Source organism: Salmonella sp. NW722 (assembly GCF_051702785.1).
Lineage (GTDB): Bacteria > Pseudomonadota > Gammaproteobacteria > Enterobacterales > Enterobacteriaceae > Salmonella > Salmonella enterica.
Window position 1 is genome coordinate 152,558 of the sequence record NZ_JAMMIN010000004.1, and the last position, 14,255, is coordinate 166,812.

The following is a 14,255-nucleotide window of genomic DNA, read 5'->3' on the forward strand; positions in this document are numbered from 1 at the left end:
TAGATAACGATAATTACTATCATTATCAGGGAAGTTACTATGTCATGCTCGTTTTCCGTGACGCGCGCGTTTGCCGTGCCCGGATTGTTGTTATTACTGAGTCTCGCCGCGGTTTTAAGCCTGGTCATTGGCGCGAAACCGCTGCCCGCCGCCGTCGTGCTGGAGGCGTTCACCGGCGTATGCCAAAGCGCCGATTGCACCATCGTCCTGGATGCGCGTTTGCCGCGTACGCTGGCCGGATTACTGGCAGGCGGCGCGTTGGGTCTCGCCGGGGCGCTCATGCAAACACTCACTCGCAACCCGCTCGCCGACCCGGGGATTCTGGGCGTTAACAACGGCGCCAGCTTCGCCATTGTACTGGGCGCGGCGCTGTTTGGTTTCTCCACGCCGCTGGAACAGCTTTTCATGGCATTTAGCGGCGCGCTTATCGCATCGCTGATTGTCGCCTTCACCGGTAGTCAGGGCGGCGGCCAGTTAAGCCCGGTCCGCCTGACACTGGCGGGCGTGGCGCTTGGCGCGGTACTGGAAGGATTGACCAGCGGCATCGCGCTGTTAAATCCAGAGGTCTATGACCAGCTTCGCTTCTGGCAGGCAGGATCGCTGGACATTCGCAGCCTGCAAACGTTGAAAGTCGCGCTTGCGCCCGTGGTTATCGCTGGGATCGTGGCGCTATTTCTGAGCCGTGCGCTGAACAGCCTGAGCCTCGGCAGCGATACCGCGACGGCGCTGGGGAGTAAAGTGGCGCGCACCCAACTTATCGGTTTACTGGCGATTACCGTCTTGTGCGGCAGCGCAACGGCGCTGGTCGGCCCTATCGCCTTTATTGGTCTGATGATGCCGCATATGGCGCGTTGGCTGGTGGGCGCAGACCACCGCTGGTCGCTGCCAGTGACGCTACTGGCAACCCCTGCTCTGCTGCTTTTTGCCGATATTATTGGTCGTCTGTTGGTGCCGGGCGAACTCCGCGTATCGGTCGTCAGTGCGTTTATCGGCGCGCCGGTACTTATCTTTCTGGTACGTCGTAAATCGAGCGGAGGCGGCCTGTGATGTTTCTTTCTCGTCGGCTTATCGTAAGTTGCCTGCTTCTGGCGGCTGGCTGCTTCGCCATTGGCTTATGGAGTCTGCAAAGCGGCGCCATGCCTCTTGAGACCGGGCAGATTATTGCCGCGCTGCTGGGCGACGCGCCGCGTAACATCACCCTTGTCGTAACCGAATGGCGACTACCGCGCGTATTAATGGCGCTGCTGATTGGCGCTGCGCTTGGCGTCAGTGGCGCGATTTTTCAGTCGTTGATGCGTAACCCCCTAGGCAGCCCTGATGTGATGGGCTTTAATACCGGCGCCTGGAGCGGCGTACTGGTCGCAATGGTCCTGTTTGGCCAGCATCTTACCGCGATCGCGCTGGCGGCAATGGCGGGCGGTATCGTCACGTCATTGATTGTCTGGCTGCTCGCCTGGCGTAACGGGATTGAAACTTTCCGGCTGATTATCATCGGTATCGGCATCCGCGCGATGTTAGTCGCCTTTAATACCTGGCTTCTGTTGCAGGCGTCGCTGGAAACGGCGCTCACCGCCGGCTTATGGAACGCCGGGTCGCTCAACGGTCTGACATGGGCAAAAACCTGGCCTTCGGCGCCGCTGATTATTGTGATGCTGACAGGCGCCGCGCTACTGGTGCGTCGTATGCGGCTGCTGGAGATGGGCGATGACAGCGCCTGCGCGCTGGGTGTTAGCGTGGAGCGGTCACGCCTGATGTTGATGCTGGTGGCGGTGTCGCTCACCGCTGCGGCAACGGCACTGGCTGGCCCCATCTCGTTTATTGCCCTTGTCGCGCCGCACATCGCCCGCCGTCTTAGCGGCACAGCGCGCTGGGGATTAACCCAGTCGGCGCTGTGCGGCGCATTATTACTACTGGCCGCCGATGCGTGCGCGCAGCAACTGTTTATGCCTTATCAGCTTCCAGTGGGCGTGGTCACCGTCAGCCTCGGCGGTATTTACCTTATCGTCTTGTTAATTCAGGAGTCCCGCAAAAAATGACCGAATCCGTAGCCCGTTTGCGCGGCGACCAGTTAACGCTGGGTTATGGCAGCTATACCGTCGCAAAAAACCTTAATGTTTCGATTCCGGACGGCCATTTTACCGCCATCATCGGCCCTAACGGCTGCGGCAAGTCAACGTTGCTACGCACGCTAAGCCGTCTGATGACGCCTGTTGACGGCCATGTCTGGCTGGATGGCGAACAAATACAGCGTTACGCCAGTAAAGAGGTGGCGCGGCGCATCGGATTGCTGGCGCAAAACGCCACTACGCCGGGCGATATCACCGTACAAGAACTGGTCGCCAGAGGGCGTTATCCGCATCAGCCGTTATTTACCCGCTGGCGCAAGGAAGATGCCGACGCCGTCGCCAGTGCCATGCGTGCAACAGGTATCACCTCACTGGCGACGCAAAGCGTAGATACTCTGTCCGGCGGCCAACGTCAGCGGGCGTGGATAGCCATGGTGCTGGCGCAGGAAACGTCCATCATGCTGCTGGATGAGCCGACAACGTGGCTGGATATTAGCCATCAAATTGATTTGCTGGAGTTGTTAAGCGATCTCAACCGCGAAAAAGGTTATACGCTCGCCGCCGTCCTGCACGACCTGAATCAGGCCTGCCGATACGCCACGCATTTGATTGCATTACGCGAAGGTAACATTGTCGCACAGGGCGCGCCGAAAGAGATTGTTACCGCAGAGCTTATCGAAAAAATCTATGGGCTGCGCTGTATGATTATCGACGATCCGGTTGCCGGTACGCCGCTGGTGGTACCGCTGGGACGGCGATAGTCGTTCACACAGATGACAAAGCCGGATATCGCTATCCGGCTTTTCGGGTAAATCAGACTAACCGTTCATCTATCGCCAGCGCGTTTTCCATTTTACGTGAGACCATCGCGTGACGCAGTAATACGCCGCCGCAGGCCATCATACCGCCAATCAACGCCGCCAGGATAATAATGACCGCTTTACCCGGGCCATCTTTTTTCACTGGCAGAGACGGCGACAGTTGATATTTAAACGGGGTAAACTTCACGTCGCTCACATTCATTGCCGCCAGTTGTTCAACATGGTATTGACGGTTACGCAAATCACCGTCGATCTCGGCCACGTCCGTTACCCCTTTTTCAATTTCCAGTTTGCGGGAAATACCATCCGCGCCGAGAGAAATAGAAAAATCCGGATCATCTTTTACCGCCTGACCATTGCTGTAAACCGGTCTCTTAATGCCAGCGGCGTTGGCGATTTCCAGCGAATAATGGAGACGTTGAATATTGGCATCAAGCTGGTTTTTGAGACGCACCCGATCCATCGCCAGCTTTTCCTGCTCGTAGCGGGTTTTGATTTCCAGCTGGTTACGAATATTTTCCAGCGTCTCTTTCACGACGATATCGGAGATGTACTGAATATAGCCAGCTAACACTTTTTGCGCTTCTTCCCGCGTCGGCGCGGTAAAACTCAATGTCCACGACGTGAATAACGACGTTTCATTTTTCTTGCCGGCATTGCTGTCCACCGCTTTCATTTTTTCGCTCAGCAGGACAATCGCCCGGTGAAGATCCTGCTCGTCTATTTGCGCGCCTTTTAATTGATCCATGACATACGGAGAAGAACGAAGATATTCTTCCAGCAGCGAGGGCGAGCTAAACTTCTTAATAAACAGATTAAATACGCTGCCCCGATCAACGCTTACCTCCATATCCAACACGCGCAGCGCGGTCAACGTTCTCTCCAGCCCCTGCCACTGTACCGACTCCGCCGGTGTGACAATCGCCTGGCTGGTCCATTTTTGCGGCAGCAGAAAGGATAGAAGCAACCCCACGCACGCAAAGGCGAAAACGGTAGCAAGAATACGACGTTTCGCCTGCCATAACACCTCTATAAGGCTAAACAAATCGATTTCATGACTGTTGGCAGGCGGCAGTGAGTAACCTGCAAATGATTGATTTTTTTCTTGTTTTACATTAAGAGATGGCATGCCGTATGACCTGAAAACTTTATCCAATGAAAGAACACATTCCTGTCAGAGATTCTAACAGCAAGTCAGAATTATCCGAAACAATCTTTACGCGCCAGTGCCCGAAAAGCTAAATATTCGGAATTAAACTTGCCTGTAGCATGTATCACTTATGTTAAAAGAATTAATAGTTGCAATAAAAAACCCATAATAATTAGTAATTATTATGGGTTTCAGGATTTAATTTGCTAAAGGCAGAAACAACGCCCGTTATTTATTAATAAGTTCGCTGATGATGGGCCCGATAGTTTCAAAAGCGGAGGGAGAAATAATATCTACATGCGCGCACGGCTGGCGATAAATAGCCAACGACGCTATCCACGGCGACCAGCTCTGTTCAGGCGATACGCCTTCCGGCACCGTTTTATCCGCCACAAAGAGCGTAGCATGTCCATCAAACGGTACGCTATGCGCCGTCGTCAGCAAACGGACGGCATCCGCATAATTGCCTTCAATGGCGGTAAATAAGGCTTCGGAGGCATTTCCCTGCTGCGCGGCGACAAACGCAGCGCGTTCACGTTCAATTTCCGCCAATACGTCCGGATTGAGGCCATTCGCCTCTTTTTCTCGCCAGTTTTGCGTTTCCGGCGGCCAGGTGTCCAGTAACCCCAAAAACGCCACCGTTTCGCCGCGTGCGCGCAACCGGGCGGCGATCCCTTGCGCCAGCGTCCCGCCCAGCGAATAGCCTAATAAATAATAAGGGCCATGCGGCTGCCGGGCGAGCAATGTCGCCAGATGATGTTCACATACCTCATCAAGGGTGGTTGCGGTTTGCATAGGGCCAGCGGGGCGCGGCGACTGAATCCCCATAATCGACCACGACGGGCTGAGATAGCGTGATAATACGCTAAATTGCCAGGCGAACCCCGACGCCGGATGGAAACAAAATAACGTTGGACCATCGCTTTCACGCAGCGGCAACAGCGGCCCGAACCCCAGATTGCGCGAGCGTTCGTCATCGTCAGTATCGAGCAGCTTACTTAACTGCGCCACGTCAGACGCCACCATCACCTGCCCCGGCGTCACCTGGCGGTTAAACGTCTGACTTAGCTGCGCGGCCAGTTTCATCGCCAGCAGCGAATGTCCGCCCAGCGCAAAGAAATCACTTTCAACGTCGTTAATCTCACAGCCCAGCAGGCGGGAAAACGCCGCGGCGACAGCAATCTCCGTTGCGGACTGCGGCGCACGCCCTTTCACGCGCGGCGTCAGGTCCGGCAGCGGCAGGGCTTTACGATCCAGCTTGCCATTAGCGCTAAGCGGCAAACCGGCAAGTTGCAACAACACAACCGGCACCATATGCGCGGGAAGTTTTTGACGTAATTTTTCCTGCAGCGCCGGTAAATCCAGCGGCAAACCGGAGTGCGACACCAGATAGCCGACCAGTTGCCGGGCATCCCCTCCCGTCGCCGCCGCCTGATTAAAGACGCAGGCATGTGCTACCGCCTGTTCAACATCCGGCAGCGTTTGCATGACGCGGTCAATCTCGCCCAGTTCAATACGTTGGCCCCGAATTTTGAGCTGATCGTCGCTGCGCCCCAGGTATTCTACCGCGCCGGAATCCAGCCAGCGCGCCACATCTCCGGTACGGTACATCCGTTCGCCTGGCGCAAAAGGATCGGCGATAAAACGGCTGGCGGTAAGATCCGGACGCCCCAGATAACCCTGCGCCAGTTGGATACCGGTAAGATAGAGATCGCCAGCCACGCCCGGCGGCACCGGCTGCATATGCGCATCGAGAATACGTAAACCGGTATTCCAGACGGGATAACCAATCGGGATGCTGTTGCCGTCAACAGCCGCCAGCTCATCGCCACAGGCCGGATACCAGCTCACATCCACCGCGGCCTCCGTTGGCCCGTACAGATTGTGTAGCGGCGCGTTGGTTAACGTCTCCCATTCGCGGCACAGCGCCGTCGGCAGGGCCTCGCCGCTACAGAAAACGCGCTTTAAGGAAGCGCAGCTTTTCCCCGCCGACGCTGGCGTGAGCGAGGCAATAAAGGCCGCCAGCATCGACGGCACAAAATGAGTGGTCGTGACGCCGTATTGCGCAAAGAACCGTTGCATCGCGAGCGGGTCGCGGTGCGCTTCCGGCTCGGCCATCACCAGTTTCGCCCCAGCGATAAACGGCCAGAAAAACTCCCATACTGAGACGTCAAAACTGCACGGCGTTTTTTGCGCTACTACATCATCCGCCGTCAACGGATAGTGATCCTGCATCCACAGCAGCCGGTTAACTATCGCCGTTTGTCCCACCATCACCCCTTTCGGCCTGCCCGTCGAGCCAGAGGTGAAAATGATGTAAGCGGTATGATGCGGTAACGACAGCCCCAGCGGAGTGGCGTCACTGACCGGTAGCGGTTGGCTATAACACAAATATTCCATCCCCGGAATATCGTGAAAACGCGCCAGCTGCGCCTGAGTCGTAATTAACAGTTTCGGCTGCGCATCTTCCAGCATCATTCGCAGCCGATCGTCAGGATAACCGGTATCCAGCGGCAGCCAGGCGGCACCCGCCTCGACAATGCCATGCAGAGCTAAGGTCAGGAAAACCGACCGCGGCAACGCCACCGCCACGCTATCGCCAGGCTGAACGCCGCGTTCCCGCAGCGCGTATGCCAGCGCCACAACCTGTTCGCGCATTTCACGGTAGGTAAAGTGATAATGCGCATCTGCCAACGCGGAAGCCTCTGGCGTTTTTTGCGCCTGCTGCGCCACCAAATCGCTAAGCGTGGCGGCGGGAATCGTTACCGCCGTATTATTAAGGTGTGTTAATTGCGTTTGTTCTTCCGCCAGCAGCATTTGCGCATCGCCGCAGCGCAGCGCCGGGTTATCCGCAAACTGCGTGATAAGAGCCATCAACCGTAAGGCATGGCGGGAGAGCGTGGCGCCATCGTAACGCTGTGCATTCGCCAGCAATTCAATATCCAGACCGCCGTTTTCATCCGGAAAAAGCGCCAGTTCAAGATCGTTAACCGGCCCCGTCGCCAGGGTATGGGTTTGCGCCTGTATGCCAGGAAGATCCAGATGATAATCAAACACTTTTATATTGAGCACCGGGCCAAATAGCGGCGTCTCCCCTGCGGCTCGCCCGCTATCGCGTACAATCTGTTCGGCGTCGTAACGCTGGTGGCGGCGCATCTTCTTTAACTGCGCCGCAAGACGCTTCGCCAGCGTTGGCAGATCTTCCGTCGCATGAAGGTTAACCGCCAGCGGCAACACGTTAAGGACAGGCCCGGTCGCCGTTAACGCCGCCGAGCCCATCCGCCGCATAAAGATAAATCCGGCGGCATAATCCATACGCCCGCATAATCGTCCCAGCCACAACGTCACCAGCGCCAGGGCAAGATCCGCTCGCGGTATCTCAGGCATGTGCGCCGCCAGTTGGCGAAACGCCCCCGCCGGCGCGCTCAATTTCATACGCAGAATATCCGCGCTCGCCGACCGCCCCGGCAGCGGCGCGGCAGACATTGACGCCGGCGGCGGCAGCTCGCGGCGCTGCTGCGCCCAGAAGGCGCCGTCACGCTGCCAGGCCTCGCTCTGGCGATAGCGCTGATATTCCTCGACCACATCCGCAAAGGGGGTAAAAGGCGACTCCGGCGTAGGGGCGTCGCTCTGCCAGGCGCGATAAATCGCCGCAATCTGGCGGGTTATCGCCGGGAAGCTAAAGCCATCCACCAGCAAATGGTGATAGCGCTGATACCAATACCAGCGGGTATCATCAATGCGGATTAACTGGTGAAACGCCAGCGGCTTACCGCTATCTGCGCGCAGGTTTTGCCGTAAATCCGCCTGCATTAACGCCAGCGCCGCGTGATGCGGATCGGGCTGGTCGCGTAAATCGGCAATCGGGGGCTCGCCGAAGGTGTGCTCAGGATCTATCCATTGCCAGACCTCGCCATTCTCTTCGGTAAAACGCATCCGTAGCGTATCCGCCTGTTGCATCCCTACCGCTACCGCTTTTGCCAGCAAGGGGGCATCCAGCTCGCCGTTCAGTTCCACATAGTGCGCCACGCTCCAGGCGGAGGATAAATCAGAGAGTTTTTCCGCCATCCAGATCCCCGGCTGGGCGGCGACTAACGGTAAACGCTGCGTCATTTCGCCTCCTGCTTATCGGCATAATGCGCCGGATTCAGTGTTGTCCAGCGCGTATTAAGCCACTGCTGGCACGCGTCCTGCGATTGCGGTTCGCATACCACGTCCCAGCCTGCGGGAAGCCCACATGCCGCTGGCCAAAGGCTGAATTGACGCTGCGCATTTTGCAGGATGTAAAACTGTCCCTGCGGATTATCGAAGGGATTACTGAACTCCATACTCAACTCCTGTCATGGACATGTGCCCGGTTAAAGCGTGTCGATAAGCGGCTGCCAAAGCAGCATCAGCCCTTGCGTTAGCCCGCCGCGCCAGCAAAGCGCATCGTGTCCGCCGTCAACCTGACGCCAGAAAATGGACTGCTGCGAAGTATTCAGTTGGGCATAAAGCGCCTGATTCGCCTGAAACACGATCGGCTCACGCACGCCGGCTTCCAGTACGATACGCAGTCCGCGCGCACATAATGCGCCGGTTTTCAGCCGGGTAATGACTTCCCCCTCCGGCGGGGTGATGCGATGAGGCCACCAGAACGATCCTGACTGGCTTAGTACACAGCCAAAACGCGTCGGCCAGTTCAGGCCGGCATACAGCGCCGACAGGCCGCCAAAACTCTGTCCGGCGACCACCGTTCGCCCGGCATCATCGCTAAAAGGCGTCACGGCTCTGACTTGCGGCAACAGTTCCTGCTGCACCGCCAGCCAGAAGTCGGCATTGCAGGGCAACTCCTGGCTGCGGTGTTGAGTATCAATCGCGTCAATCAGCAGATAGACGGCACCGGGAAGCAGGCGTTGATGAGTCAGCGAGGCGAGCGCGGGCCAGACGGGCATATTTTCCGCCCAGAATTGACCGTCCAGCAGAATAGCTAACGGTCTTTCCTCCGGCGCCTCGTCTCCGGTCGTCAATATCCATACGCGGCGGGAATTACCCAGACGTGCGCTATGCCACTGCATCATCAAAGGCGGCGAGTACGGCGTTTCAGGACGATCCCATCCCGGCTGAAGGGGCGCATCCGGCATTTCCAGCGCTGAAACCGCATGACCACGTCCTCCCCGCCAGCTTTGCGAATTAAGCGGGTCGGCAATCGCCTGCGGTAATAGCTGTCGCCAGCCTTCACGCAGCACGTTCCGATCGGGCGTTTCGCCCGGCGCAAAAGCGGCAAAAACGTCATCGCGTTCGGTAGGAATAAAACAGTAGCTGCCGCGCCAGTTAGCGCTAAGCGCCGTACTCCAGCGCCAGACATCCGTTCCGGCAATACGCGCCATCGTCTGAGGCTGCGCGTTTTGATGATGATCGGTTACGCCAGTGATGTAGACCCAGACACGCCGTATCGGGGAGTGTGTTTCGTTTCCCTGCGGGTCGCGCCACCAAAAAGTGACCCGATAATTTCCGTCTTTTTCCCGTATCCATTCCGGCCCGGTTTTCGTCCTCCACCAGGCCTCACTTCCCGTTGCCAGCGCCTCTTTCATTATAACCCTGTGTTTATTATGAATTTTGTATATAAAAGGTGAAATATATTGATAATATTATTGATAACTATTTGCATTTGCAATAGCGTATTGTCGCGCTATGGGACGCGCGAACACAATTTCACCACCCGGCCAATGCCTTTGACGGGCGCTTTGGCTTATGTGGCTAAAGAAAAGCAGGATATACAATGAACAAGAAGATTCATTCCCTGACCTTACTGGTCAATTTAGGGATTTACGGGGCCGCTCTGCCCGTGATGGCGGAAGAAAAAACCGATAGCGCTGCGCTCACCAATGAAGACACCATCGTGGTGACCGCTGCCCAGCAAAACCTACAGGCGCCTGGCGTATCCACTATCACCGCCGATGAGATCCGCAAAAATCCGCCCGCGCGCGACGTGTCAGAAATCATCCGCACCATGCCGGGCGTGAACCTGACCGGCAACTCCACCAGCGGTCAGCGCGGGAATAACCGCCAAATCGATATTCGCGGCATGGGGCCGGAAAACACCCTTATCCTGATAGACGGTAAACCCGTCACCAGCCGTAACTCGGTGCGCCTGGGCTGGCGCGGCGAACGCGATACCCGTGGCGATACCGCGTGGGTGCCGCCGGAGATGATCGAACGCATTGAAGTGCTGCGTGGCCCTGCCGCTGCACGCTACGGTAACGGCGCGGCGGGTGGCGTGGTCAATATCATTACCAAAAAAGGCGGTAGCGAGTGGCACGGTTCCTGGAATACCTATTTCAACGCGCCGGAACATAAAGACGAAGGCGCGACCAAACGCACTAACTTTAGCCTGAACGGCCCGCTGGGCGGGGATTTCAGCTTCCGTCTGTATGGCAACCTCGACAAAACGCAGGCGGATGCGCGTAATATTAACCAGGGGCATCAGTCTGAACGTACCGGGAGTTACGCCGACACGCTACCGGCAGGACGCGAGGGGGTCATTAACAAAGATATCAACGGCGTGGTTCGTTGGGATTTTGCTCCGCTTCAGTCTCTGGAACTGGAGGCCGGTTACAGTCGCCAGGGCAACCTCTATGCCGGCGATACTCAGAACACCAATACGAACCAACTGGTGAAAGATAATTACGGAAAAGAGACGAACCGCCTCTATCGGCAGAACTACTCTCTGACCTGGAACGGCGGCTGGAATAATGGCGTAACCACCAGTAACTGGGTGCAATACGAACATACCCGTAACTCCCGGATGCCGGAAGGCCTGGCAGGCGGCACCGAAGGAATTTTCGATCCCAAAGCATCGCAAAAATATGCCGATGCCGATTTGAATGACGTCACCCTACACAGCGAAGTGAGCCTCCCTTTCGATCTGCTGGTCAATCAAAACCTGACGCTGGGTACCGAATGGGCCCAACAGCGTATGAAAGACGAGCTCTCCAACTCGCAAACCTTTATGGGGGGAAATATCCCGGGTTACAGCAGTACCAATCGTAGCCCCTATTCAAAAGCGGAAATTTTCTCTCTGTTTGCTGAAAACAACATGGAACTGACCGACAGCACCATGCTGACGCCGGGGCTACGTTTCGATCATCACAGTATTGTGGGGGATAACTGGAGCCCGTCGCTGAACCTGTCGCAAGGTCTGGGGGATGACTTTACCCTGAAAATGGGAATCGCCCGCGCTTATAAAGCCCCGAGTCTGTACCAGACTAACCCAAACTATATTTTGTACAGTAAAGGTCAGGGTTGCTACGCGACTGGCGCGGGTACCGGCATCGGCTGCTATATGATGGGTAACGATGATCTGAAAGCCGAAACCAGCATCAATAAAGAGATCGGTCTGGAATTTAAACGCGATGGCTGGCTGGCCGGCATCACCTGGTTCCGCAATGATTACCGCAATAAGATCGAAGCGGGTACGGTGCCGTTGCAGCGTATCAACAACGGCAAAACGGATGTTTATCAGTGGGAGAACGTGCCGAAAGCGGTCGTTGAAGGTCTGGAAGGCACGTTAAACGTACCGGTTAGCGACACCGTCAACTGGACGAATAACGTTACGTATATGCTGCAGAGCAAAAACAAAGAGACCGGCGAACGCCTGTCGATTATTCCACAGTACACGCTTAACTCAACCCTGAGCTGGCAGGTACGTCAGGACGTTTCTCTGCAATCGACCTTCACCTGGTACGGCAAACAAGAGCCGAAGAAATATGATTATCAGGGTAACCCCGTTACCGGAACAGATAAGCAAGCGGTCAGCCCATACAGTATTGTTGGCCTGAGCGCGACCTGGGACGTGACCAAAAATGTCAGCCTGACCGGTGGCGTGGATAACCTCTTTGACAAACGTCTGTGGCGTGAAGGTAACGCGCAAACCGTCAGGGATACTCAAACTGGCGCTTATATGGCGGGCGCTGGCGCGTACACCTATAACGAACCGGGGCGTACGTGGTATATGAGCATTAATACCCATTTCTGATGGCAACCTTCCCTCCCTCATTCGGGGAGGGAATTGGCAAAAACGATGCTGACATCTCATTTTCCCCTTCCCTTTGCCGGACACAGGCTGCATATCGTCGACTTTGATGCGAGCAGCTTTCACGAACACGACCTGCTATGGCTGCCTCATCACGATCGGCTCCGGTCTGCCGGACGCAAGCGTAAAGCTGAACATCTGGCAGGCCGCATCGCCGCCGTTCATGCGCTACGCGAGGTGGGCGTCAGGACAGTGCCCGGTATTGGCGACAAGCGACAGCCGCTATGGCCGGACGGCCTATTTGGCAGCATCAGCCACTGTGCGACAACGGCGCTGGCCGTCATATCCCGACAGCGTATCGGCATTGATATAGAAAAAATCATGAGTCAGCACACGGCGACAGAGCTGGCGCCGTCCATTATCGATAGCGATGAGCGCCAAATTCTCCAGGCGAGCTCGCTCCCTTTTCCGCTTGCCCTGACGCTGGCTTTCTCCGCCAAAGAGAGCGTTTATAAAGCCTTTTCAGACCGCGTCACGCTCCCGGGATTCAATAGCGCAAAAGTTACCTCGCTTACCGCCACGCACATCTCGTTACATCTGCTGCCAGCCTTTGCCGCCACGATGGCTGAACGTACCGTCCGTACAGAATGGTTTCAACGTGACAATAGCGTTATTACTCTAGTTTCTGCAATAACGCGCTTTCCCCACGACAGGAGCGCTCCCGCTTCTATACTTAGCGCAATCCCCCGATAAATGAGATCGCTATGGCGCTGAATGATTTTCACGTTTCTGAACCTTATACGCTTGGTATTGAGCTGGAGATGCAGGTGATCAATCCACCTGGCTACGATTTAAGCCAGGACTCTTCTACGCTGATCGACGCCGTTAAGCCCCAACTTACTGCGGGAGAAATTAAGCACGATATCACCGAAAGTATGCTGGAGATGGCCACGGGCGTCTGCCGCGATATTGACCAGGTGGCGGCCCAACTTTCTGCCATGCAGCACGTTATTTTACAGGCGGCGTCGGAACACCATCTCGGCATTTGCGGCGGCGGTACGCACCCTTTTCAAAAATGGCAGCGTCAGGAGGTCTGTGATAATGAACGCTATCAACGCACGCTGGAAAATTTCGGCTACTTAATTCAACAGGCAACGGTTTTCGGTCAGCATGTCCACGTCGGCTGCGCGAACGGCGACGATGCGATTTATCTTTTACACGGGCTGTCGCATTTTGTGCCGCACTTTATTGCGCTCTCCGCCGCGTCCCCCTATATGCAAGGATCTGACACCCGTTTTGCCTGCGCGCGCCTGAATATTTTTTCCGCTTTTCCCGATAACGGTCCCATGCCGTGGGTCAGTAACTGGCAAGAGTTTGCCGGACTATTTCGCCGTCTGTCTTACACCACGATGATCGACAGCATCAAAGATTTGCACTGGGATATCCGCCCCAGCCCGGCCTTTGGCACGGTAGAAGTTCGGGTGATGGATACGCCGCTCACCCTTGATCATGCCATCAATATGGCAGGGTTGATTCAGGCGACCGCGCACTGGCTGCTGACCGAGCGTCCCTTTAAACCGCAGGAACAAGACTATCTGTTATATAAATTCAACCGTTTTCAGGCTTGCCGCTATGGTCTGGAGGGCGTGCTAACCGATGCCTATACCGGCGACCGCCGTCGCCTGGCAGATGATACGCTGCGTCTGCTGGACAACGTTACCCCCTCTGCGCGCAAGCTGGGCGCCGACAGCGCCATTGACGCGCTACGTCTGCAGGTGAAAAAAGGCGGTAACGAAGCGCAATATATGCGGGAGTTTATTGCCGACGGCGGATCGCTGATAGGTCTGGTACAAAAACATTGTGAAATCTGGGCGGGACAATAGACAGCATATTTGCCTTACCAGGCGATATCCCGGACAATGGCGTTTTAACTTACGTTTAACAAAGCCATGAAACACCCGCTTGAATCATTGATGACCGCTGCCGGTATTTTGCTGATGGCGTTGCTCTCCAGCCTGCTGCTGCCCGCCCCTTCGCTCGGCCTTGCGCTGGCGCAAAAACTGGTCGGGATCTTTCATCTTATGGATCTCAACCAGCTTTATACTTTGTTGTTTTGTTTATGGTTTCTGTTGCTCGGCGCGCTGGAATATTATGTTATTCGCTTTATCTGGCGGCGCTGGTTTTCGCTGGCCGATTAAAACATT

At 56.0% G+C, this 14,255-nt stretch carries 11 protein-coding genes; 7 read left to right on the top strand and 4 right to left on the bottom strand.

Annotated features, from left to right (window positions below):
- Nucleotides 1-39: 39 nt before the first annotated feature.
- From fepD to fepC, 3 genes are read left to right on the top strand one after another with little or no spacing between them, the layout of a single operon-like run.
- Complete coding sequence (gene fepD / locus NA330_RS11055) at nucleotides 40-1,047, top strand: Fe(3+)-siderophore ABC transporter permease (protein WP_001277880.1); 1,008 nt, start codon at nucleotides 40-42, stop codon at nucleotides 1,045-1,047.
- The gene (gene fepG / locus NA330_RS11060) at nucleotides 1,047-2,036 is read left to right on the top strand and encodes an iron-enterobactin ABC transporter permease (RefSeq protein ID WP_072103208.1); all 990 of its coding nucleotides are present in this window, start codon (nucleotides 1,047-1,049) and stop codon (nucleotides 2,034-2,036) included. Before fepD ends, fepG begins: the two co-directional genes overlap by 1 nt.
- Entirely contained in the window at nucleotides 2,033-2,827 is a 795-nt protein-coding gene (gene fepC / locus NA330_RS11065; protein ID WP_000140622.1) for an iron-enterobactin ABC transporter ATP-binding protein, read from the top strand. The genes fepG and fepC overlap by 4 nt, the downstream gene beginning before the upstream one ends.
- A gap of 52 nt (nucleotides 2,828-2,879) precedes the next feature.
- Here fepC and wzz(fepE) read toward each other — a convergent pair whose 3' ends face one another.
- The 4 genes from wzz(fepE) to fes all read right to left on the bottom strand — a co-directional run bounded on the left by wzz(fepE) (nucleotide 2,880) and on the right by fes (nucleotide 9,610).
- Nucleotides 2,880-4,016, bottom strand: a complete 1,137-nt coding sequence (gene wzz(fepE), locus NA330_RS11070) for an LPS O-antigen length regulator Wzz(fepE) (protein ID WP_001139581.1) — start codon at nucleotides 4,014-4,016, stop codon at nucleotides 2,880-2,882.
- Nucleotides 4,017-4,265: 249 nt separating this feature from the next.
- Nucleotides 4,266-8,150, bottom strand: a complete 3,885-nt coding sequence (gene entF / locus NA330_RS11075) for an enterobactin non-ribosomal peptide synthetase EntF (RefSeq protein ID WP_052894732.1) — start codon at nucleotides 8,148-8,150, stop codon at nucleotides 4,266-4,268.
- The gene (locus tag NA330_RS11080) at nucleotides 8,147-8,365 is read right to left on the bottom strand and encodes an MbtH family protein (RefSeq protein WP_023137885.1); all 219 of its coding nucleotides are present in this window, start codon (nucleotides 8,363-8,365) and stop codon (nucleotides 8,147-8,149) included. The genes entF and NA330_RS11080 overlap by 4 nt, the downstream gene beginning before the upstream one ends.
- A gap of 30 nt (nucleotides 8,366-8,395) precedes the next feature.
- Entirely contained in the window at nucleotides 8,396-9,610 is a 1,215-nt protein-coding gene (gene fes / locus NA330_RS11085) for an enterochelin esterase (protein ID WP_023206873.1), read from the bottom strand.
- Nucleotides 9,611-9,798: 188 nt separating this feature from the next.
- On the opposite strand from fes, the gene NA330_RS11090 reads away from it, so the two are divergent.
- The 4 genes from NA330_RS11090 to NA330_RS11105 all read left to right on the top strand — a co-directional run bounded on the left by NA330_RS11090 (nucleotide 9,799) and on the right by NA330_RS11105 (nucleotide 14,249).
- Nucleotides 9,799-12,054: a TonB-dependent siderophore receptor gene (locus tag NA330_RS11090; protein WP_017466026.1), complete on the top strand. Its 2,256-nt coding sequence runs from the start codon at nucleotides 9,799-9,801 to the stop codon at nucleotides 12,052-12,054.
- 45 nt (nucleotides 12,055-12,099) lie between these two features.
- The gene (gene entD / locus NA330_RS11095; RefSeq protein ID WP_017441642.1) at nucleotides 12,100-12,804 is read left to right on the top strand and encodes an enterobactin synthase subunit EntD; all 705 of its coding nucleotides are present in this window, start codon (nucleotides 12,100-12,102) and stop codon (nucleotides 12,802-12,804) included.
- Nucleotides 12,805-12,815: 11 nt separating this feature from the next.
- Nucleotides 12,816-13,934 carry a YbdK family carboxylate-amine ligase gene (locus NA330_RS11100; protein WP_001529047.1) on the top strand — a complete coding sequence of 373 codons (1,119 nt, stop codon included), beginning with the start codon at nucleotides 12,816-12,818 and terminating at the stop codon, nucleotides 13,932-13,934.
- 66 nt (nucleotides 13,935-14,000) lie between these two features.
- On the top strand, nucleotides 14,001-14,249 hold the full coding sequence (locus NA330_RS11105) for a DUF1158 family protein (protein WP_000682497.1): 249 nt from the start codon (nucleotides 14,001-14,003) through the stop codon (nucleotides 14,247-14,249).
- The last annotated feature ends 6 nt before the right edge of the window (nucleotides 14,250-14,255 follow it).